Source organism: Luteimonas sp. A501 (assembly GCF_054052085.1).
This window is the reverse complement of the sequence record NZ_JBSVRI010000001.1, coordinates 942,049-962,424: the sequence shown is the minus strand read 5'-3', so window position 1 is coordinate 962,424 and position 20,376 is coordinate 942,049. Positions and strand designations below refer to the sequence as shown.

18 protein-coding genes are annotated in these 20,376 nt (G+C 69.3%); 4 read left to right on the top strand and 14 right to left on the bottom strand.

The window, feature by feature from the left end:
- Positions 1 to 43: 43 nt before the first annotated feature.
- The 6 genes from cfa to ACW7G5_RS04345 form a co-directional block, all read right to left on the bottom strand.
- Positions 44 to 1,174, bottom strand: coding sequence for a cyclopropane fatty acyl phospholipid synthase (cfa, locus tag ACW7G5_RS04370; RefSeq protein ID WP_457002127.1), 1,131 nt, complete (start codon positions 1,172 to 1,174; stop codon positions 44 to 46).
- 73 nt (positions 1,175 to 1,247) lie between these two features.
- A complete protein-coding gene (locus ACW7G5_RS04365) occupies positions 1,248 to 2,105 on the bottom strand; it encodes a DUF3298 domain-containing protein (protein WP_457002125.1) in 858 nt (285 codons plus the stop codon).
- A 132-nt stretch (positions 2,106 to 2,237) separates the two neighbouring features.
- Positions 2,238 to 2,447, bottom strand: a complete 210-nt coding sequence (locus ACW7G5_RS04360) for a cold-shock protein (protein WP_343254799.1) — start codon at positions 2,445 to 2,447, stop codon at positions 2,238 to 2,240.
- A 255-nt stretch (positions 2,448 to 2,702) separates the two neighbouring features.
- Complete coding sequence (locus ACW7G5_RS04355) at positions 2,703 to 3,416, bottom strand: pseudouridine synthase (RefSeq protein ID WP_457002123.1); 714 nt, start codon at positions 3,414 to 3,416, stop codon at positions 2,703 to 2,705.
- Positions 3,417 to 3,489: 73 nt separating this feature from the next.
- On the bottom strand, positions 3,490 to 3,768 hold the full coding sequence (locus ACW7G5_RS04350) for a GNAT family N-acetyltransferase (protein ID WP_457002121.1): 279 nt from the start codon (positions 3,766 to 3,768) through the stop codon (positions 3,490 to 3,492).
- A 12-nt stretch (positions 3,769 to 3,780) separates the two neighbouring features.
- On the bottom strand, positions 3,781 to 4,572 hold the full coding sequence (locus ACW7G5_RS04345; RefSeq protein WP_457002119.1) for a histone H1-like repetitive region-containing protein: 792 nt from the start codon (positions 4,570 to 4,572) through the stop codon (positions 3,781 to 3,783).
- A gap of 204 nt (positions 4,573 to 4,776) precedes the next feature.
- On the opposite strand from ACW7G5_RS04345, the gene ACW7G5_RS04340 reads away from it, so the two are divergent.
- Positions 4,777 to 4,962, top strand: coding sequence for a hypothetical protein (locus ACW7G5_RS04340; RefSeq protein WP_457002117.1), 186 nt, complete (start codon positions 4,777 to 4,779; stop codon positions 4,960 to 4,962).
- A gap of 1 nt (position 4,963) precedes the next feature.
- Here ACW7G5_RS04340 and ACW7G5_RS04335 read toward each other — a convergent pair whose 3' ends face one another.
- Entirely contained in the window at positions 4,964 to 5,566 is a 603-nt protein-coding gene (locus tag ACW7G5_RS04335) for a rhomboid family intramembrane serine protease (protein ID WP_457002868.1), read from the bottom strand.
- A 14-nt stretch (positions 5,567 to 5,580) separates the two neighbouring features.
- Complete coding sequence (locus tag ACW7G5_RS04330) at positions 5,581 to 7,218, bottom strand: POT-type proton-dependent oligopeptide transporter (protein WP_457002115.1); 1,638 nt, start codon at positions 7,216 to 7,218, stop codon at positions 5,581 to 5,583.
- A gap of 119 nt (positions 7,219 to 7,337) precedes the next feature.
- Here ACW7G5_RS04330 and ACW7G5_RS04325 point away from each other — a divergent pair, with 119 nt between their 5' ends.
- Entirely contained in the window at positions 7,338 to 9,164 is a 1,827-nt protein-coding gene (locus ACW7G5_RS04325; protein WP_457002113.1) for a M14 family metallopeptidase, read from the top strand.
- A gap of 49 nt (positions 9,165 to 9,213) precedes the next feature.
- Here ACW7G5_RS04325 and ACW7G5_RS04320 read toward each other — a convergent pair whose 3' ends face one another.
- The 4 genes from ACW7G5_RS04320 to ACW7G5_RS04305 all read right to left on the bottom strand — a co-directional run bounded on the left by ACW7G5_RS04320 (position 9,214) and on the right by ACW7G5_RS04305 (position 15,535).
- On the bottom strand, positions 9,214 to 10,224 hold the full coding sequence (locus tag ACW7G5_RS04320; protein WP_457002111.1) for a diguanylate cyclase: 1,011 nt from the start codon (positions 10,222 to 10,224) through the stop codon (positions 9,214 to 9,216).
- Between the two features lie 189 nt (positions 10,225 to 10,413).
- The gene (locus tag ACW7G5_RS04315) at positions 10,414 to 12,318 is read right to left on the bottom strand and encodes an ATP-binding cassette domain-containing protein (protein ID WP_457002109.1); all 1,905 of its coding nucleotides are present in this window, start codon (positions 12,316 to 12,318) and stop codon (positions 10,414 to 10,416) included.
- A 41-nt stretch (positions 12,319 to 12,359) separates the two neighbouring features.
- A complete protein-coding gene (locus tag ACW7G5_RS04310) occupies positions 12,360 to 13,970 on the bottom strand; it encodes a protein adenylyltransferase SelO (protein WP_457002107.1) in 1,611 nt (536 codons plus the stop codon).
- A gap of 41 nt (positions 13,971 to 14,011) precedes the next feature.
- Positions 14,012 to 15,535, bottom strand: a complete 1,524-nt coding sequence (locus ACW7G5_RS04305) for a transglycosylase SLT domain-containing protein (RefSeq protein WP_457002106.1) — start codon at positions 15,533 to 15,535, stop codon at positions 14,012 to 14,014.
- 129 nt (positions 15,536 to 15,664) lie between these two features.
- On the opposite strand from ACW7G5_RS04305, the gene ACW7G5_RS04300 reads away from it, so the two are divergent.
- Both ACW7G5_RS04300 and greB read left to right on the top strand, forming a co-directional pair.
- A complete protein-coding gene (locus tag ACW7G5_RS04300; RefSeq protein WP_457002105.1) occupies positions 15,665 to 17,191 on the top strand; it encodes a helicase HerA-like domain-containing protein in 1,527 nt (508 codons plus the stop codon).
- An 87-nt stretch (positions 17,192 to 17,278) separates the two neighbouring features.
- Complete coding sequence (greB, locus tag ACW7G5_RS04295) at positions 17,279 to 17,800, top strand: transcription elongation factor GreB (RefSeq protein WP_457002103.1); 522 nt, start codon at positions 17,279 to 17,281, stop codon at positions 17,798 to 17,800.
- Here the strand turns inward: greB and ACW7G5_RS04290 are convergent.
- Both ACW7G5_RS04290 and rimO read right to left on the bottom strand, forming a co-directional pair.
- On the bottom strand, positions 17,770 to 18,936 hold the full coding sequence (locus tag ACW7G5_RS04290) for an acyltransferase family protein (RefSeq protein ID WP_457002102.1): 1,167 nt from the start codon (positions 18,934 to 18,936) through the stop codon (positions 17,770 to 17,772). The genes greB and ACW7G5_RS04290 overlap by 31 nt on opposite strands.
- A complete protein-coding gene (rimO, locus tag ACW7G5_RS04285) occupies positions 18,927 to 20,312 on the bottom strand; it encodes a 30S ribosomal protein S12 methylthiotransferase RimO (RefSeq protein WP_457002100.1) in 1,386 nt (461 codons plus the stop codon). The genes ACW7G5_RS04290 and rimO overlap by 10 nt, the downstream gene beginning before the upstream one ends.
- Between the last annotated feature and the right edge of the window lie 64 nt (positions 20,313 to 20,376).

Sequence of the window (20,376 nt, the reverse complement as noted above, 5' to 3'; positions counted from 1 at the left end):
CTCCGGCGGGGGAAGTTCTTTCCGGGGTCGCCGCACCCGCCCCTCAGCGCGCGGCGACGATGCCGCCGGGAATGCCCTCCGGTGACATCAACACCTGCCACAGCTGGGTACGGCGCATCCGGAAGCCCGCCATCGAACAGCCCAGGTAATAGCGCCACATGCGCCGGAAGCGCTCGTCGTAGCGGGCTGGCAACCGGTCCCACGCGGCCTCGGCGTTGTCGCGCCAGGCCTGCAGCGTCAGGTCGTAGTCGGCGCCGAAGTTGTGCCAGTCCTCGATCACGAATAGGCCTTCGCTGGCCACTGCCAGCTGCCGCGCCGAGGGCAGCATCGAGTTCGGGAAGATATGGCGCGCGATCCAGGGGTCGGTGCGGCGACGCGAGGCGTTGCCGCCGATGCTGTGCAACAGGAACAGGCCGTCGGCGGGCAGCAGCGAGCGCACCAGGTCGAAATAGCCGCGGTAGTTGCGCAGCCCCACGTGCTCGAACATGCCGATGGACAGCACCCGGTCGAAGCGTTCGCCGCGGAGCGCGCGGTAGTCCTGCAGGCGGAACTCCAGCGGCAGGCCGTCGCACAGCGCTTCGGCGAAAGCCTGCTGCTCCCGTGAGATGGTCACCCCCACGCCGCTGACGCCATGGCGCTCCGCGGCGAACTTCAGCGCTTCGCCCCAGCCGCAGCCGATGTCGAGCACGCGCATGCCCGGCCGCAGGCCGAGCTTGCGACAGACCAGGTCGAGCTTGGCTTCCTGGGCGGCGTCGAGCGATTCCGCCAGCCTGCCGTCACGGTCATGCCAATAGCCGCAGCTGTAAACCAGGCGGCGGCCGAGCATGGCCCGGTACAGGTCGTTGCCGAGGTCGTAGTGGCGTTCGCCCACCGCGTAGGCGCGCCGCCCGAGCTGCAGGTTGAGCAGGCGCGCGGCGGCGGCGTCGCGGAGGTCGGCCAGGCCGGGCGCACGGCGGTCCAGCCCTGCTGCGAGCAGGCGGCCGATCAACTGGTCCAGCGAGGGCGTGTCCCACCACCCATCCATATAGGACTCGCCCAAGGCCAGCGAGCCCCCGGCCAGCAGCCGTGCCGGCAGCCGGGTGTCGTGAACCCGCATGTCCCAGGGCCTGTCGCCGCCAATGCGGACGTCGGCGGAAGCCAGCAGGCCATGGACGCGTTCCTGGATCGGATGCATCACCGTCCCCGAAATGGCCCGGGACGATGCTAGCGCCTGGCGGCGGCGGGGGCCAATCCCGGCCCCGCGCCGCTCAGTTCGCGGCGAACAGGCCCTGGTATGGCGGTGAGACATGCGGCAGCAGCACGCTGGCCGGCACGTCGACCGTCTGCACACCATCGGAGTACGGTCCCACCTGATAGGGCGGGAACACGAAGCGCAGCCCGCGCAGGCGGCCGTCGGCCCCCGGGAGCGGCTCGAAGTGGGCGAAGTTGGCCACCTCCGGCCCGGTGCCTTCATCGATCATGCGACCAACGCTGCGCTGCAGGCGCGCACGATCATCAGGCTCTAGGTTCGCATCGGCATCCAGGCGCTGCGAGAGCGCCCCGTGCAGGGACTCGCGCACGAACGCCGAGACATCGTTCCAGGCATCCGGACCTTCGAGCAGGGCCTCCGCGCGGAGCATTTCATTGCGCCCGGGCAGCCACACGAAACGCGCGACCAGCGGATTGCCGTGGGCTCCGCCGGTATAGCTGGTGCCGGTAGCCTGCACCGCCACCACCTCGGGCGACTCCATCACCATGTCGAATGGCAGCGACAGGTCATAGGGGGCGCCGGCGCCGGGGGCGTCGGGGTCCCGCGCTGCAACCGCTTCCATCAGGTCGGCGCGGGCGGCATCCGCATACCGTCCAAGCTCCGCCGCCAGCCCCGGATGGCGATTGATGCCTGGCGGGTAGCTGATGCCGATGATGTAGCGCGGGTCGGACTCCATCACGTCCTCGAGCACCCGCGGCTCTTCGCCCCGGGCATCCGGGTCGGTGATGGCGGCAGCCGGATCCGGCGCCGGGCCGCTCACGGCGCCCCCCGGGACCTCGGCCTCGCGACGGCAGCCGGCCGCAGCCAGCGCCACCACCAGTATCAGCGGCACGATGCGACAAGAGCGATGAACCATCTGGAACCCCCCGTTCAGTCCGTGGAAGGGCACAGGCTAACGACCCGGGCGTGATGCCGGCGCTTACGCCCCGGACACGAAAAAGCCCCGGACGTTGCCGTCCGGGGCTTCTGATGCAGCGATGTGCGGACCTTAGATGGCCTGCACTTCGTCGGCCTGCAGGCCCTTCTGGCCCTGCACAACCTTGAACGAAACCTGCTGGCCTTCCTGCAGCGACTTGAAGCCGGTGCCCTGGATCGAACGGAAGTGGACGAACAGGTCCTGGCCGCTCTCAGGCGTGATGAAGCCGAAGCCCTTGGCGTCGTTGAACCACTTGACGGTGCCGGTCTGACGATCGGACATGGTGTTACTCCTTGAACAGTTTTGAAATGACACGGTCCGCAAGCGGATCCGAGACTGCGAAGCAAGGGGTAGCACAGGAACGATGGAGCGGATCGTCGGAAGCTGGCGCAAACGCCTTGTAACCTTGGATCTACCGCACCGGAGCCACGATGTACCGTGATCCCGCTTTGAACAGTGGGCGAACCATACCGCAAATTCGATTGCAAATGTGAACGGCGTGTACCGTTCGTCGTCGACTGCCCCCGGATGGACCCTCTACCAGGCGTCCTGCTGCGGCAAAAGGACCGTCAATTCGGCGTCGCTGAGGTTCCGCCAGCGCCCCGGCTTGAGGTGGCCAAGCTGGACCGGACCCACGCGCACCCGCACCAGCCGCTTCACCCGATAGCCGAAATGCGCCGCCATCAGCCGCACCTGCCGGTTGAGCCCCTGCACCAGGGTGATCCGGTAACCGAAGCGGCCAAGCTTCCGGGTCCGGCATGGCAGGGTTGTCTCCCCGTGGACCGGCACCCCGCGGGCCATGCCGCGCAGGAACTCGTCGGTGACCGGGTTGTTCACCGCCACCAGGTACTCCTTCTCGAGCTTGTTTTCCGCACGCAGCACGGCGTTGACGATGTCGCCGTTGCTGGTCATCAGGATCAGGCCCTCGGAATCCTTGTCCAGGCGCCCGATCGGGAAGATGCGCTGCTGGTGGCCCACGAAATCGACGATATTGCCGGCGACCCCGGACTCCGTGGTGGAGGTGATGCCCACCGGCTTGTACAGGGCGATGTACACGTGCTTGCGCTTGCCCGGCGCAGTGCCGCGCGGGCGCAGCGGCTGGCCGTCTAGCAGGACCGTGTCGTCCTCGCCGACCTCGGCGCCGATCCGCGCACGCATGCCGTTGACGGTGACCCGGCCCTCGCCGATGAGGCGGTCGGCCTCCCGACGCGAGCAGGCGCCGGTTTCGCTGATGTGCTTGTTGAGGCGCATGGCCGCCGACACTGACCGAGGTTGAAAAGGGGCGCAAGTCTGGCAGATCACGCGTCAGCGCGCGCGATGCGTTTCAGCCCAGCAAGTCGGCATGCTCCGGATGGCGACCTGCCCAGGCCTCGGCGTAGGCGCAGAGCGGGCGGACCTTCCAGCCCTCGGTGCGGGCGTGGTGGAAGGCGGCTTCCACAAGCTTGCCGGCGATGCCGCGTCCGCCAATGGCCTCGGGCACCCGGGTGTGGGTGATGTGCATGAGACCATCGGCCATCTCGTAGTCGAGGTTGGCCACATGGCCGTCGACCTCGGTCACGAACCGGCCCGGGATGCCGTGGTGGGTGATATCCAGGGTCCCCATCGCAATCACTCCTCAGTCGGTGTCGCCACGGCCATCGCGCTTGCCCTGGTTATGGCGATCGGTGGTGGACATGCTGCCGTGGATCGAAGCCATCCGCGACTCACCCGCATGCAGGTCCTGCGCCTTGCTCGCTGCCTGTGGCGACTGGTAGCCGGGCTGCGGAACATGGTCGGCAACCGGGTCGAGCGACTGCCAGGGCTGGGGTGAACGATCGCGCTCCTGCTTTTCCTCGAGCAGCTTGCGGGTGTTCGCGAGCGCGCGCTCGGGCGAAACCTTCTTCGCGGTGGCCTTCTTCGCGGTGGCCTTCTTCGCGGTGGCCTTCTTCGCGGTGGCCTTCTTCGCGGTGGCCTTCTTCGCAGTGGCCTTCTTCGCAGTGGCCTTCTTCGCGGTGGCCTTCTTCGCGGTGGCCTTCTTCGCGACCGCCTTCTTCGCGACGGCCTTCTTCACGACGGCCTTCTTCGCGACGGCCTTCTTCGCGACGGCCTTCTTCGCCACCACTACCGGCGCGCTCCTGCGGGCTTCGACGAAGCGCCCCAGGATCTCGGCCAACAGTTCTTCCTTGCGTGCGGTCCTTGCCGCGACGCCGCCCGGGCCGGCCGCCTTGCTGTCCCCGCGCTTGCGTGCAGCGAGGCGCTGACGCTTCAGCAGGTCCCGGGCCCGGTCACGCGAGGCGCGTGCGCGCGTCGCGCGGCCGGCCAACGCCGCCCGGTCAAACCCGCGCAGGGCGTTGGCCCGGCTGTCGTCGTACAGGCGCATCTCGGCCTTGTTGAGCAGTTCGGTCGCCTGGGCGCGGGTAAAGGCCATCTGATTTCTCCATTTGGTGACGGGTTCATGGGTATCACGGAATGGATTCAGGCGCGGTGAGTGCCGCCGGCCCGGGTCACTGCCCGCCGGCCCGGGTGCGCTTGTGACGGGAAGCGTCACCCCCGCCTGCGCCGTGGCCATCGCGGCCACGACTGGCACGGTTGATGCATGCAGTCCAGCACGCAGCCCAGATGGAGAGCCACCATGCACGCCACCACCGACACGCGCGCCGCGCACGAAGCCGTCACCCGGCTGTTCGACCTGTCCCGCTCGGGCGAGGTCGACAACGTCGAGTTCAACCAGCTCGATTCGCTGGTCTACGCACGCCTGCTCCAGGCCTACGACTGCGACCAGGCCGGCATCGGCGCCGGCAGCGAATCGATCTCCTGACTCAGGACATCGGCGACATCAGCCGCGCCAGGAAGACCTCGACTACGCCCGGCTCCATGATCACCGTGAACAGCAGGCCGTAACCCGCGCCCCACAGGTGGGCGCTGTGGTTGACGTTGTCGCCGCCGCGGCGCTCCATCCAGATCGAATAGCCGACGTAGAGCACGCCGTAGACGATCGCCGGCACCGGGATGAAGAACACGAAGATCAGCGCCCAGGGCTGCACCAGGATGAAGGCGAACAGCACCGCCGACACCGCGCCCGAAGCACCGAGGCTGCGATAGCCGGCATCGTGGCGATGGCGCAGGTAGGTGGGCAGGATCGCCACCACGATCGCCGACAGGTAGAACAGCGCGAACCCGAGCGAACCGATGTAGGGCGCGAACATCCGTTCGACGTAACGCCCGAAGAAGAACAGCGTGACCATGTTGAACAGCAGGTGCTGCCAGTCGGCGTGCACGAAGCCGTGGGTCACCAGGCGGTCGTACTGCTTGTGGCGTTCGATCGCCGGCGGCCACAGCAGCAGGCGATCTAGCAGCCTGCGGTTGCCGAAGGCCTGCCACGACACCAGCACCGTCAGCGCCAGGATCGCCAGCGTGACCAGGCCGGCATCGCCGCTCATGCCGCGACCCCGGCGGACACGCGGTAGTTGTCCTGCATCGGGTACCTGCGCGCATAGGCCGCGAACGCCAGCGCCGCCAGGAATGCGAACAGGGCGAAGAAGAACATCAGGAAGGCGTTCTCGCTGAGCCCGGTGGAGGCGATGGCCGAGGTCACCGCGTCGTTGCGCACGCCGGCGTTGGTCAACAGCACCCACAGGCTGCCGAAGGTGCTGGTCAGGTACCAGAAGGCCATGATCACGCCCTTCATCGCCTGCGGCGCCTGGCTGTAGGCGAACTCGAGCGCGGTGGCCGAGACCAGCACTTCGCCGAAGGTCAGCAGCAGGTAGGGCAGGCTCTGCCAGGCCAGCGAGACCTCGGCGCCGCCGTCGAGCCACAGCTGCAGCACCCCGGCCGCGATCCAGGCGATGCCCGAGAACACGATGCCCCAGCCCATCCGGCGCAGCGCGGTCACGGTGAAGCCCATCCGGCGCAGCAGCGGGTACAGCACCAGGTTGTTGAACGGGATCAACAGCATCACCAGCAGCGGATTCAGCGCCTGCATCTGCGCCGCCTCCTTGATCAGCCAGCTCGGCCACCACCAGGCCTCGTGCGGGATCAGCATGGTGTTGCCCTGGATGATCCAGGTCGAGGCCTTCTGGTCGAACAGCGACCAGAACGGCGTCACCAGCGCGAATACGATCAGGATGCGCAGCACCGCGCGCACGCCGTCGACCGCCGCGTCCGGGTGCAGGCCACGCGCGCGCTCGAGCTGCAGCGAGGCGCCCCAGCCGACGCAGGCGATCACCACGCCCAGCGCCAGGCAGGCGGTGATGACGAAGCCGAAGGAATCCGGCCAGGGCAGCGGCACGCCAATCGCGTCCAGCGCCCACAGGGCCAGCATCAGCACCGCGAGCGTGATGCCCGCGCGCGCGATCAGCGTGCCGGAGCCGCCCTGCCCTGCGCTGCCCCGCAGCGCGGTGCGCACGACGTTGAGGAAGGAATCGGGATCGCGCCCAGACGGCGGCACGTTGACGTACTCCTTGCGGCCCAGCCAGAACACGACGGTGGCAATGAGCATCAGAACGCCCGGCACGCCGAAGGCCACCGCCGGCCCGTAGCTGCGCAGCAGCAGCGGCGCCAGCAGCGAGGCGAAGAACGAGCCGAAGTTGATGATCCAGTAGAAGGCGTCGAAGACCACCTTCGCCTTCGACTTGTTGGTCTGGTCGAACTGGTCGCCGCAGAACGAGACCACCAGCGGCTTGATGCCGCCCGAGCCCAGCGCGATCAGGAACAGGCCGGTGTAGAAGCCGTTGCGGCTGTCCTCGAACAGCGCCAGGCAGGCGTGGCCCGCGACGTAGATCAGCGAGAACCACAGCACGGTGTTGTACTTGCCGAAGTAGCGATCCGACAGCCAGCCGCCGAGCAGCGGGAAGAAATACACGCCGATGACGAAGCTGTGGAAGATGTCCTTGGCGGCGCCCTCGCGCTCCGGGCCCGCGGGCAGGTAGGCCAGCAGCATCGAGCTGATCAGGAACGGGATGAGGATGTTCCTCATGCCGTAGAAGCTGAAGCGCTCGCAGGCCTCGTTGCCGATGATGTAGGCGATCTGGCGCGGCATCCTGCCGGCGTCGGGGGCAACGGGGGCGTGGCTCATGCGGTGTGGCCGATTTGCGGTCGAAGCCGCGAAGGCTAGCGTATCCGCCGCGGGCGCGCTTTGGCCGAAAGGCATGGACGCGGCATCATGGGCGCCCGTCGCCACCCCGGCCCGATTCCATGTCCCGATCCAGGATCGCCGCAATGCCGCTGTGCCTGCTGCTCGCGCTGTCGGCTGCCACTGCGGCCGCCACGGCGGGCACCACCGCAATCGTGGGCGCGCCGCGCCCTGCCGCCGCGGCAGCGCCGCCCCTGTCCACGGTCGCCGAACAGTCAGGCTTCGTGCGCACCGGCCGCTACGACGAGGTGCTCGCGCTGTGCGCCGGCTTCGCCACGCGGTATCCGGACGCGGTGCGCTGCATCGACTTCGGCACCACGCCCGAAGGACGGCCGATGAAGGCGCTGGTCGCCTCGCGCAGCGGCGCGCTGACGCCGGAGGCCGCGCGCGCGGCCGGGCTGCCGGTGCTGCTGGTCCAGGGCGGCATCCACGCCGGCGAGGTCGATGGCAAGGACGCCGGCTTCCTGGCCCTGCGCCAGGCCCTGGACGGCGAGGCCGCGCCGGGGGCGCTCGAGCGGCAGGTGCTTGTGTTCGTGCCTGTCTTCAACGCCGACGGCCACGAGCGCTTCGGCGCCTGGAACCGCCCCAACCAGCGCGGCCCGGAGGAAATGGGCTGGCGCACCACCGCGCAGAACTACAACCTCAACCGCGACTACCTGAAGGCCGATGCGCCGGAGATGCGCGCGATGCTCGGCCTGGTCGAGGCCTGGGATCCGATCGCCTACGTCGACCTGCACGCCACCAACGGCGCCCAGTTCGAGCACGACGTCTCGGTGCAGATCGAACCGCTGCACTCCGGCGATGCCGCGCTGGCCCGCGCCGGCCTGGCCCTGCGCGACGGCCTGCTCGACGGCCTGGCGGCGCAGGGTTCGCTGCCCCTGCCCTTCTATCCCTCGTTCGAGGTCCATGACGACCCCAGCTCGGGCATCGTCGACGGCGTCTCCCCGCCGCGCTTCTCGCACGGCTATTTCCCGCTGCGCAACCGCTTCGGGATCCTGGTGGAGACGCATTCCTGGAAGGAATACCCGGTGCGCGTCGGCATCACCCGCAACCTCGTGGTCGGGGTGTTTGAGCAGACGGCCGCACACGGCCGCGAGTGGCTGGAGGTCGCGGCCGCGGCCGACGCCCGCGCGGCGCGGCTCGCGGGGCGGACGGTGCCGCTGGACTACGTCGCCACCGACCGTGTGCGCACCGTGGACTTCCGCGGCTACGCCTGGACGCGCACGCATTCCGACGTGTCCGGCGCGCTGGCCACGCGCTACGACGAAGCCACGCCGCAGGTCTGGAAGATGCCGCTGCGCGACGAGATCGTGCCCGGCCACAGCGTGGTCGCGCCCGGCGCCGGCTATCTGGTGCCGGCGCGGCACGCGGGCCAGGTCGCGCGCTGGCTCGACGTCCACGGCGTCGACTACCGCCGGGTGGCCCGGCCGCTCGCGGGCGCCGCCATCGAAACGTTCCGCACCGAGGCGCCGCGGCTGGCCGCGACCTCGAGCGAGGGCCGCCAGCGCCTGGGCGTGGATGGCGCGTGGCGCCCGGAAACCCGCGACCTTGTCGCCGGCGCGCTGTTCGTGCCCATCGCCCAGCCGCGCGCGCGCCTGGTGATGGCCATCCTCGAACCCCAGGCACCGGACTCGATGGCGGCCTGGGGCGAGTTCAACAACGCCTTCGAACCCAAGGAGTACATGGAGCCCTACGTCGCCGAAGCCGTCGCGCGCGACATGCTTCGCGATCCGGTGGTCCGCGATGCCTTCGAGCGCCGCGTGGCGGAAGACGCGGAGTTCGCGGCCAGCCCGCGGGCACGGCTGGAGTGGTTCCATCGCCGCCACTCAAGCTGGGACGAGCGCCTCGGGCTTTACCCGGTCTTCCGCACCGACACGACGCCCGACTGACCGGCTGGCCGCATGCAACGCGGCGCGGCCCGGCGGCCATTCGAACTGCTCAGCGCGGTCGCTCGAACGCCACCGTCACGTCGGACTCGACCCGGTTGCGGCCCGCGGCTTTCGCCCGGTACATCGCCCCGTCCGCGCGCTGCAGCCACTCGTCCGCGGTGACCACCGCAAGATCGACCTCGGCCAGGCCGATGCTCAACGTGCAGTTCTGCAGCACCGCCTCCTCGGGGCGCTCGGCGAGAAAGGTGGTGCGCACGCGCTCGGCCACCCGCAGCGCACCCTGCAGCCCGGTCTCGGCCAGCAGCACGCCGAACTCGTCGCCGCCGTAGCGCGCCGGCGTGTCGATGTCCCGGGCACAGATTTCCAGCACCCGGGCCACGTTGCGCAGCACCTCGTCGCCCACGACGTGGCCGTGGCTGTCGTTGACCTCCTTGAGGTTGTCGACATCGACCAGCATCAGCACCGCCGGCCGCCGCGTGCGCGCATGCCTGGCCAGCTCGGCGGCCAGGGCTTCGTTCCAGCCACGCCGGTTGCGCAGGCCGGTCAGCGCATCGATGCGGTTGAGCCGCTGCAGCTGGCGGTTCTTCGCACTGATGTTGCGCCCGAGCTCGTATGTGATCGTGGCCAGCACCAGCGGGTACACGACCAGGAACGGCAGCGTGGCAAGGATGCTCGCCATGCTGCTTTCAAGCCCCACCGGGAATCCAAGCGCCGCGGACACAAGCACGCAGGCGATGAGCAGTGCCGGCGTGGTGCGCGCGGCGAAGCGCCAGCCGCCGACGGCGATCTTGTCCATGGTGACCATGACCAGCAACACGGCGCTGGGCACCAGGTTGAATCCCATGATCGCGATCCAGGCGCCGGCGGCGGCCGAATCGATCACCAGATGCTGCTGGGCGGCCAGCTTCGGCTCATGCGCGCGGTGCGTGAGCCAGCGCGCCAGCAGCGGCCACGCGAATCCATTGAAGGCCCACAGCGCCCAGGTCCATGCCGGCGCGTCGTTGCCTGCCAACACCGATGCCACGAGCAGCGCCGACAGGGCGCCCCCCAGGGTTCGCATGTGGTGCACGCGCGCGACGAACCGCCTCTCGCGCTCGCGGACTCCAGTCTGTTCTATCGATTGCATCCGCGCAGGGTCGCCCCGATCCGCCCGTGCGGCAAGTAATGCCAAGCTGGCGAATGGGCGTTCCCGGCACTGCGTCACACCCGCCCCGCAGTAGTGACGCTCCGGTTTACGACGCCAGGGCACTCAGGTCGCGCCTTGCTCCAGCTCGGCCCAGCGCGCATACGCAGCGTCGAGCTCCGCCTGCGCAAGTGCGATCGCGTGCTTGTGGGCGTCGATGTCGGCGCCTGGACGCTGGTAGAACGCCGGGTCGTTCATCGCCTCGATGCGCAGGGCGATGTCGGCCTCCAGCGCGTCGATCCGCGCCGGCAGCTGTTCCAGCTCGCGTTCGAGCTTGTAGCTGAGCTTGCGGCGCGGGGCTGCACCCGCGTCGGCCTCCACCGTTGCCGGAGTTTCGACAGACCTGTCCTGGACCGCGCGCGCGTGCGTCTCCGTGCTTCGCACGACGGACCGTTGCCGCAGCCAGTCACTGTATCCACCAACGTACTCGCCGATCCGGCCCTCGCCGCCGTCCTGCATCACCAGGGTCGAGGTCACCACGTTGTCGAGGAAGTCGCGGTCGTGGCTGACCAGCAGCAGCGTGCCCGGGTAGTCCGCCAGCAGTTCCTCGAGCAGCTCAAGCGTCTCGACGTCGAGGTCGTTGGTGGGTTCGTCCATCACCAGCAGGTTCGACGGCTGCGCGAACAGCTTGGCCAGCAGCAGCCGGTTGCGCTCGCCGCCCGAGAGCCGGGTGATCGGCGCGCGCGCACGCTCGGGCGTGAACAGGAAGTCCTGCAGGTAGCCGATCACGTGCTTGCGCTTGCCGCCGACCTCGACGAAATCCTGGCCCTCGGCCACGTTCTCCAGCGCGTTCCAGTCCTCGCGCAGCGTGGCGCGGTACTGGTCGAAATAGGCGACCTGTAGCTGGGTGCCGATGCGGATCTCGCCGGACTGCGGCTGCAGTTGGCCCAGCAGCAGTTTCAGCAGGGTGGTCTTGCCGCTGCCGTTGGCACCGACCAGGCCGATGCGGTCGCCACGCAGGATGGTGGTCGAGAAGTCGCGCACCATGGCGCGGTCGCCGAACGCGAACGACACGTCCTTGGCCTCGATCACCTTCTTGCCGGACGCACCGGCCTGCGCGGTGTCCATGCGCACGTTGCCGGTCAGCTCGCGGCGCTTGGCGCGGTCGTTGCGCATCGCTTCCAGGCGCCGCACGCGACCCTCGTCGCGGGTGCGGCGGGCCTTGATGCCCTGGCGGATCCAGATTTCTTCCTGCGCCAGCATCTTGTCGAAGCGCGCGTTCTCCTGCGCCTCGGCGTTGAGACGCTCTTCCTTGCGGCGCAGATAGTTGCCCCAGTCGCCCGGCCAGCTGGTCACCTGGCCACGGTCGATCTCGACGATGCGGGTGGCCAGCGCGCGCAGGAAACGGCGGTCATGGGTGACGAACACCAGCGCGCCGGACCAGCCCTTCAGGAAGCTTTCCAGCCAGTCGATGGCGGCGATGTCGAGGTGGTTGGTGGGCTCGTCGAGCAGCAGCAGGTCGGGCGCCGACACCAGCGCACGCGCCAGCAGCACGCGGCGCTTCATGCCACCGGAAAGCTCGGAGAAGGCCAGTTCGCCATCGAGGTCGAGCTTCTGCAGCGTCTCTTCCACGCGCTGGTCCGCGGCCCAGCCGTCGGCGGCATCGATCTTCGCCTGCACCGCCGACATCGCGTCGGCGTCGTAGTTGTCGCCGTGGCTCAGGTGGTGGAACTCGGCGAGCCACGCGCCCAGCTCGCCCATGCCTTCGGCGACGACGTCGAACACCGTGCCGGCGGCGCCGGCAGGCACCTCCTGCTCCAGGCGCGACACGCGCACGGTGCCGTCGCGGCGGATGTCGCCATCGTCGGGCTTGATCTCGCCCGACAGCAGGCGCATCAGAGTGGACTTGCCGGCGCCGTTGCGGCCGATCAGCGCAATGCGCTCGCCGGGCTCAATGGCCAACTCGACTTTCTCGAGCAGGAGCGGACCGCCGACGCTGTAGTCGACCGAATTCAGTGTGATCAGGGGCATCCGCCCATTCTACCGCTCGCGGGCGCCGCGGCCGGCTGGTTTCATGAACTGCAGGACAGCATCGAGCAGCCAGCGCGGTCCCGGGCCCAGTCGGGGCGCAGGGCGGCGAAGGCCTCGCGGCCAGGCTGCTCGCCGTAGGGGTCCCGGAACACGTCCAACAGCTCGGCGATTCCGGATTCGTCACCCGATTCCGCGCGGTCGATCGCCTGCTGCGCCAGGTAGTTGCGCGGTACGTAGCGCGGATTGGCGGCATGCATGCGTGCGATCCGCGCTTCGCGAGGCAGTCCGTCCGCCCGGCAGCGGGCGGCGTAGCGGGCGAGCCAGGCGTCCAGCGCGGCGGCATGCTCGGCCGGCAGCGCCGGATCGTAGAACGCGCCGCGCAGCGGTGCGGCCGGGGGCGCGGCCGCTTCGACATCGATATCGGACAGCGCGCGGAACAGACGCGTCATGTCGGCACCGGTGCGGTGCATCAGCGCCTGCAGCGCGCGCATCAGCTCGAGATCGTCGTCGCTGCAGTCCGCGAGTCCCAGCTTGGTGGCGGCGTTGTCGCGCTCGCACCGGCTCCAAGTGGCCGCGTAGGCGTCGAGCCCGGCCTGCAGCGGTGCTGCTTCGGCGAACAGCGGCGACAGTGCGCCTGCCAGCCGCGACAGATTCCAGTGCGCGATGCGCGGCTGCCAGCCGAAACGGTAGCGGCGTCCCTTGGCATCGGTGGTGTTGGGCGTCCAGTCGGGATCGTAGTCGTCGATCCAGCCATAGGGGCCGTAGTCGATCGTGAGTCCGAGGATCGACATGTTGTCGGTGTTGAGCACGCCGTGGACGAAGCCCACCCGCATCCAGTGGCCGACCAGCACAGCGGTGCGCACGCAAACCTCGCGGAACCAGGCCGCGAACAGCGCTTCGTCGAAGGCGCCGGCCGCACGCAGTTCCGCCAGCGGCCGGCCCTCGTGGTCCTGGCCCAGCAGCCACGGGAAGTCCCGCCAGATGCAGAATTCCGCCAGCGCGCGCAGCAGGTCCACGTCCCCGCGCGAGGCCGGCAGCTCGAAGGTCCCGAAGCGGATGAACGAGGGCGCGACCCGGCACACGACCGCACCGGGCTCCGGCCGCGGGTGGCCGTCGTAGAACATGTCCCGCACCACCGGCTCGCCGGTGGCCACGAGCGACAGCGCGCGGGTGGTCGGCACGCCCAGGTGATGCATGGCTTCACTGCACAGGAACTCGCGGATCGAGGACCGCAGCACCGCGCGGCCGTCGGCGCCGCGGGAGTACGGCGTCTGGCCCGCCCCCTTCAGCTGCAGCTCGTGCCTGCTGCCATCGGCGGCCACGGCTTCGCCCAGGCTGATCGCGCGCCCGTCGCCAAGCTGGCCGGCCCAATGGCCGAACTGGTGGCCGCCGTAGTTCGCCGCCCAGGGATCCATGCCCGCGAGCAGCTCGTTGCCGCCGAAAACCCCGGCGAACGCCGGCGCGCCAGGCGCATCGGCGGCGATGCCCAACTGCCGGGCCACCTCGGCCGCATGCGCGACCAGCCGCGGCGCCGCAACCGGCGTCGGCGCAACCCGCGACCACGCCGCACCCTGCACCTGGCGCACTCCCGGTCCGGCGAGCGGATCGCCGGGAAGTTCGCGAAGGAAAACGTTGTCGAAGCGCAGGTGCATTCCCGTAGTCTGGCAGGCGGAGCGCGGCGGCTCCGTGCCCTTCAGCGGCTGCAACCTTCCAGGCGCAGCCGCTGGCCGGTGCGTATGGCGAAGGCAGGCCCCTTCAGACGGTTGGCCTGGGCCAGCTTCCGCACCTCGCAGCCATACTGGCGCGCGATCGCGGCCAGGGTTTCGCCACGCGCCACCTGGTGCTCGCGCGGCGCCGCGCTCGGCGTCGCGACGCCGGTGGCGACCGTGGTCCCGGCGGGCCGCACCACTTCGATCGGCCCCGTGCGCACCAGGGCCGCATTGACGCTGCTGCCCATCAACTGCTTTGCAAGCTCCGCGCGCCGGCCCTGCGCGCACCAGCGCTTGTACAGCGCGGCCATGCGCGTGGTGCCCTGGAGCACCGCGCCGGCGGGAATCACCTGGTCCGCTTCGAAGCGCGGGTTCAGGTTGCGCAGTTGGCGCATGTAGCCATGCCGGCTGCCGCTGTCGCCCATGCACACGGTGAGTTCGTAGATCGACGCCGGCCGCGAGAGCGCGAAGTGCGTCGGGCGCGCATCAACCCGCGGGAAGCTCAGCCCATATTCCTTCGGATGCAGGTAGAGCCAGGCCGCGGCGATCACCATCGGCACGTAGTCGCGGGTCTCGGCCGGGAACTGGTTGTAAACGTCAGCCTCCCAGAACGGACGGCCGCCGGTGGCATCGTGGATGCGCTTTGCCCGGCCCTCGCCGCCGTTGTAGGCGGCCAGCCACTTCTCGACTTCGTTGCCGAATTCGGCGAAACGCTCGCTGAGGTAGCTCGACGCGGCGTCCGCGGACAATGCGGGGTCGTACCGGGTGTCGAAGCCGCTGGCATCCACCCCCAGGCCGAAGCGCCGCCCGGTGGCCGGCATGAACTGCAGCGGACCCACCGCGCCGGCGCGGGAACCCACGTGCACGCGGCCGGTGGATTCCTTGGCCATGATCCCGAACAGCAACGCCTCGGGCAGGCCGCGCTTCTCGAAGGCCGGCGCCATCAGGTGGCGCATGTACTGGTAGTTCTCGTGGCTGGTGATCAGCGACACGCGCATGTCGGTCAGCCAGCGGCGGATGCCTTCCTGCACCGCCGGGTTGAACTGCACCATGCTTACGAAGCGCTGGCCGTCCTCGCTCAGCAGCGCCGCGGCGCTGGCACCCTCGGGCACGTCGCCCGTCGGCAGGCCGCCCTCGTCGAAGCCTTCGGAATCGAATTCGCCGCCGTACACGCCCGCGGCGTCGTCGGCCTGGGCCTTCAGCAGCCGCTTCCACCCCGGCAGCATCGAGGCGACTTCGCAGCCGCGCTGCTTCTCACAGGCCAGCATCACGTCTTCCATGTCCTCGAGCGCGGCGTTGCCCTCGTCGATGGCGACGGGGTCGGCGTTGGCGGCTTTTACCAGCGACTCGCGGTAGCGGGCCTCGGCGGTGGCCATGCGCTCGACCAGGTCTGCGGCGGCGGCGCGGTCGCGCTTTGACTGGGCGGAGGCTTCGGGGATGTGCAGGGCAAGGACTGCAACGGCCGCGGCAAGCGCCAGCCGCGGCAGGACAACGGAAAATGGGGGCATTCGAGGACCAGGGACTGCTTTTCGATCCTGCAGGGTAGCGGCCGGTCTCGGCCAGCGGCAAGCGCTTCGCCGGGGACCCCGCCCGGCAGCCCCTTGTCGCTAGAATCCGCCTATCACACAGGAGCCCCCATGGACCCGATCCTCGTCGGCAAGGCCGTCACCACCCCGGAATCCCTGCCCGAAACTGGCGGCCGCGTCTTCCTGCAGCCGAGGCTCGCCAACCGCCACGGCCTCGTGGCCGGCGCCACCGGCACCGGCAAGACCGTGACCCTGATGACCCTGGCGGAAGGCTTCTCGCGGATCGGCGTGCCGGTGTTCATGGCCGACGTGAAGGGCGACGTCGCCGGCCTCGCCGTGCCCGGCGACATCGACGACAAGCTGCGCGAACGCGCGGCGATGATCGGCGTCGACGCCTACGGCCCCGAAGCCAGCCCGGTGCTGTTCTGGGACATCTACGGCAAGGCCGGCCACCCGGTGCGGACCACGGTCAGCGAGATCGGGCCGACCCTGCTTTCGCGCATGCTGGAGCTCAACGACACCCAGTCCGGCGTGCTCGACATCGTGTTCAAGCTCGCCGACGACCGCGGCCTGCTGCTGCTCGACCTTGCCGACCTGCGCGCCCTGCTCGCGCTGGTGGCGGAGGAGCGCAAGGCGGTGTCCACCCAGTACGGCCTGGTCAGCACGCCGTCGATCGGCGCCATCCAGCGCGCGCTGCTGCGCCTGGAATCCGACGGCGGCGAAGCCTTCTTCGGCGAGCCGGCGCTCGAACTGGCCGACATCATGCGCACCACCAGCGACGGCCGCGGCGTGGTCAGCATCATGGCCGCAGACCGCCTGATCCTGAAACCGCGGCTATATTCGAGCTTCCTGCTGTGGCTGTTGTCGGAACTGTTCGAAACCCTGCCCGAGGTCGGTGACCTCGATAAGCCGAAGCTGGTGTTCGTGTTCGACGAGGCGCACCTGCTGTTCAACGATGCGCCGGCGGCGCTGCTGCAGCGCATCGAGCAGGTGGTGCGGCTGATCCGCTCCAAGGGCGTCGGCGTGTACTTCTGCTCGCAGTTCCCCGACGACGTGCCCGACAACGTGCTCGGCCAGCTCGGCAACCGCGTGCAGCACGCGCTGCGCGCCTACACCCCGCGCGACCAGAAGGCGGTGCGTACCGCGGCGGAAACCTTCGTGTCCAACCCCGGGCTCGATGTCGCCAAGGCGATCGGCCAGCTCGGGACGGGCGAGGCGCTGATATCAACGCTGCAGGGCAAGGGCGCGCCGATGCCGGTGGAGCAGACCCTGGTCGCGCCGCCGCGCTGCCGGATGGGCGCGATCACCGACTCGGAACGCGAGCGTGTGCGCGCGGGCAGCCCGGTGGGGGCGAAGTACGACACCACGGTCGACCGCGAATCGGCCTTCGAGATGCTGGCAAAGAAGGCCGACGGCCTCGCCGAGCAGGCCGATGCGCCGAAGGCGCGCACCGCCAAGCAGGACGAGCAGGAATCGGGCGGCGGCTTCGCACAATCGATGAAGGACGCGGTGTTCGGCACCAAGCGCCGCCAGGGCATGGTCGAAACCATGGCCAAGCAGACCGCGCGAACAGTCGGCAACCAGATCGGCCGGCAGATCCTGCGCGGCATTTTTGGCGGCCTGACGGGAAAGAAGTGAGCGCGCGCATGGTCCGCCCCGCGACGTTGGCGTGCGTGTCGGTGTCGATGCCGGTATCGACCGCGGCCGGCAGGCGCTGAGACCACCATGTCGCGCTGGCGCCCACCGCCGGAGAAATCCACCGCACTGGTGACGCCGGAGGGCCACGCACGCCTGAAGGCCGAGCTCGACGACCTCTGGCGCGTGCGCCGCCCCGAAGTGGTGCGCGCGCTCGCCGCCGCCGCGGCCGAGGGCGACCGTTCGGAGAACGCCGAATACACCTACCGCAAGAAACAGCTCGGCGAGATCGACCGCCGCGTGCGCTATCTGTCCAAGCGCCTGCAGGAGCTACGCGTCGTGGACACCGCCCCCAGCGATCCGTCGGCGGTGTATTTCGGCGCCGTGGTGGAGGTGGAGGATGTCGCCAGCGGTGAATGCTCGACCTACCGGATCGTCGGCCCGGACGAGACCGATGCCACGCTCGGCTGGATCAGCATCGACTCGCCGCTGGCGCGCGCACTGCTGAAAAAGCGAACGGATGACGAAGTCGACGTAACCCTGCCCGGCGGCATCAGTTGCTATGCGGTGCTTGGAATAAGCTATCCGGAAGGCGCACGGCCGGCGGTTTGAACCCGGGCCGCGGGCCGCGCCGGCGTCGACGGAGACCGCTTGCGCGCGCCGATGCGAAGGAAGGGTTCTTCCAGGAGCAGATAGCTCGCGATCGAAACCGCCAGCGTCACGGCCACGAACGCCCAGGCCTGCCAGGTGCCGGCAAACCAGTCGCTGTAACGCACGTTGGCCAGCAGCGTCGCATGCCACAGGTACGCGCCGAAGCTGACCACGCCCGCCACCCGCAGCGGCAGGATGGCGAACGCGGACTGCAGCCATGGCGCCGCGTTGGCCGCGGCCAGCACCAGCAGCGCGGACACCAGCGCAAAGGGCGTGAACGCATGGTGCCAGTGGTTGAGCAGCAGTGCGCTGCCGGTCACGAGGTTCCAGATGCCTGGCGTGATGACGACCAGCAACAGGGTCAATGCACAGGCAAGCACCGCCAGTGCGTGCCTGGTTGCCGGTGCGCGCCACCAGGCGCGCCCGCGCAGATGGTGGTGGAAGACCGCGGCGCCGCTGCCGGCCATGAAGATCGCCAGGTATGTATGCAGGCCGTCGCGGTCGAAGGCCGGATCGGCCAGGTGACGCACCGCGATGACCACCGCGATCGCCAGCAGCGCCGCGGCCACGCGTCGGCGCAGCAGGTATCGCCATGCCAGTACCAGCACCGGCAGCAGCAGGTAGAAGTGGACCTCCACTGCGATCGACCACAGGTGGCCGGTTCCCTCGATGGCCACCAGGTGACGCCCCAGCTCGGCGGTATCGTCCATCCGCGGATAGACCGGGAACGGCGCCAGCCAGCACACCAGCAGGTAAACCACGTACAGCGGGTAGATGCGAAGCACCCGGCGCACGGCAAAGCGGCCCCATGCACGGGCATCGAGCCGGCCCGCTGCGTCAAGCGCGAGCAACTGCTGCATCAGCAGGAAGCTGCTCAACGCGAAGAACAGCCATACCCCGGTCTTGCCGGCCCCGGAAAAGTCGAGCCCCGGGATCAGGTGTGCGCCGACCAACCCCAAGTGACTGGCAAGCACCAGCAGCAACGCCAGGCCGCGCAGGCCATCCAGGACGGCAAGATGCTGACCGGCCGTCGGATGGGTCCGCGTGATCGAGCGCCACGCGCGCAGCGCCCGCGCGGGTGATTCGTTTACGTCCACTCCACCTCGCCGTAGAGATCGTGCTCGTCGCTGCCCATGATGCGGATGTCGGCGAATTCGCCCGGCACCAGTCCGGCCTCGCGGCCGTCCTGCACCTGCACCAGGCCGTCGATCTCCGGGGCGTCGGCCATCGAGCGTGCGATCGCCAGGTCACCGTCGATGGCATCGACGATGCAGCGCTGCACGGTGCCGACCTTGGCTTCAAGGCGCGCGGCCGAGATGTCGGCCTGGCGCTCCATGAAGCGCGCAAGCCGCTCCTGCTTCACTTCCTCCGGCACCGGGTCCGGCAGCGCGTTCGCCGCGGCACCCTCCACCGGCGAATAGGCGAAGGCGCCGACCCGGTCGAGCTGGGCTTCATCGAGGAAGTCGAGCAGCTCTTCGAACTCGGCCTCGGTTTCGCCCGGGAAGCCGACGATGAAGGTCGAGCGCACCGTCAGCTCCGGGCAGGCGGCGCGCCAGGACTGCACGCGTTCCAGCGTGCGCTCGACGGCGCCCGGGCGCTTCATCAGTTTCAGAATGCGCGGACTGGCGTGCTGGAAGGGAATGTCGAGGTAGGGCAGCAGGCGCGGCTGGCCGTCGGCCTTGCGCTGCGTCATCAGCTCGATGATGCCGTCGACGTGCGGATACGGATAGACATAGTGCAGGCGCACCCAGGCGTCGAGCTCGGAAAGGCCTTCGCACAGCGCCTTCATGCGGGTCTGGTAGGCCCTGCCCCGCCACGTGCGCTCGGCATAGCGCAGGTCGACGCCATAGGCGGACGTGTCCTGCGACACCACCAGCAGCTCGCGCACGCCGCCGTGCACCAGGCGCTCGGCCTCGCGCAGCACTTCGTCGACCGGGCGCGACACCAGGTCACCGCGCATCGACGGGATGATGCAGAAGCTGCAGCGATGGTTGCAGCCTTCGGAAATCTTCAGGTAGGCGTAGTGCTTCGGGGTGAGCTTCACCCCCGACGCGTAGTCCTCGCCGCTGAGGCGCGGCGCATGCACCAGGTCGACAAACGGATCGTGCCGCGGCGGCAGCGCGGTGTGCACCGCGTCCATCACGCTCACGTAGTCCTGCGGGCCGCTGATCGAGAGCACGCCCGGATGCGCCTCGCGGATCACGTCGGCGCGCTTGCCCAGGCAGCCGGTGACGATGACCTTGCCATTTTCGGCCATGGCCTCGCCGATCGCGTCCAGCGATTCGGCCACGGCGGAATCGATGAAGCCGCAGGTGTTGACCACGACCACGTCGGCGGCGTCGTAGCTGGACGACAGCGCGTAGCCCTCGACCCGGAGCTGGGTGAGGATGCGCTCGGAGTCGACCAGGGCCTTGGGGCAGCCGAGGCTGACGAAGCCCACGCGCGGTGCGGTCGGGGAAATGGTGTCGGTCATGCGCTGGGATGGCTCTGGAAGTGGTCCGCGCTACGCGGACGGGAGGGTGCGGGGTCTTCGCGCG

Bases quoted from the DNA above. Each gene is read 5' to 3' on its own strand.
- ACW7G5_RS04340 (WP_457002117.1), top strand. From the start codon at position 4,777: ATGCACGCCACCACCGACACGCGCGCCGCGCACGAAGCCGTCACCCGG.
- ACW7G5_RS04330 (WP_457002115.1), bottom strand. From the start codon at position 7,218: ATGAGCCACGCCCCCGTTGCCCCCGACGCCGGCAGGATGCCGCGCCAG.
- ACW7G5_RS04345 (WP_457002119.1), bottom strand. From the start codon at position 4,572: ATGGCCTTTACCCGCGCCCAGGCGACCGAACTGCTCAACAAGGCCGAG.
- ACW7G5_RS04325 (WP_457002113.1), top strand. From the start codon at position 7,338: ATGTCCCGATCCAGGATCGCCGCAATGCCGCTGTGCCTGCTGCTCGCG.
- ACW7G5_RS04300 (WP_457002105.1), top strand. From the start codon at position 15,665: ATGGACCCGATCCTCGTCGGCAAGGCCGTCACCACCCCGGAATCCCTG.
- ACW7G5_RS04305 (WP_457002106.1), bottom strand. From the start codon at position 15,535: ATGCCCCCATTTTCCGTTGTCCTGCCGCGGCTGGCGCTTGCCGCGGCC.
- ACW7G5_RS04310 (WP_457002107.1), bottom strand. From the start codon at position 13,970: ATGCACCTGCGCTTCGACAACGTTTTCCTTCGCGAACTTCCCGGCGAT.
- ACW7G5_RS04360 (WP_343254799.1), bottom strand. From the start codon at position 2,447: ATGTCCGATCGTCAGACCGGCACCGTCAAGTGGTTCAACGACGCCAAG.
- ACW7G5_RS04320 (WP_457002111.1), bottom strand. From the start codon at position 10,224: ATGCGAACCCTGGGGGGCGCCCTGTCGGCGCTGCTCGTGGCATCGGTG.
- ACW7G5_RS04365 (WP_457002125.1), bottom strand. From the start codon at position 2,105: ATGGTTCATCGCTCTTGTCGCATCGTGCCGCTGATACTGGTGGTGGCG.
- cfa (WP_457002127.1), bottom strand. From the start codon at position 1,174: ATGCATCCGATCCAGGAACGCGTCCATGGCCTGCTGGCTTCCGCCGAC.
- ACW7G5_RS04355 (WP_457002123.1), bottom strand. From the start codon at position 3,416: ATGCGCCTCAACAAGCACATCAGCGAAACCGGCGCCTGCTCGCGTCGG.
- ACW7G5_RS04350 (WP_457002121.1), bottom strand. From the start codon at position 3,768: ATGGGGACCCTGGATATCACCCACCACGGCATCCCGGGCCGGTTCGTG.
- rimO (WP_457002100.1), bottom strand. From the start codon at position 20,312: ATGACCGACACCATTTCCCCGACCGCACCGCGCGTGGGCTTCGTCAGC.
- greB (WP_457002103.1), top strand. From the start codon at position 17,279: ATGTCGCGCTGGCGCCCACCGCCGGAGAAATCCACCGCACTGGTGACG.
- ACW7G5_RS04315 (WP_457002109.1), bottom strand. From the start codon at position 12,318: ATGCCCCTGATCACACTGAATTCGGTCGACTACAGCGTCGGCGGTCCG.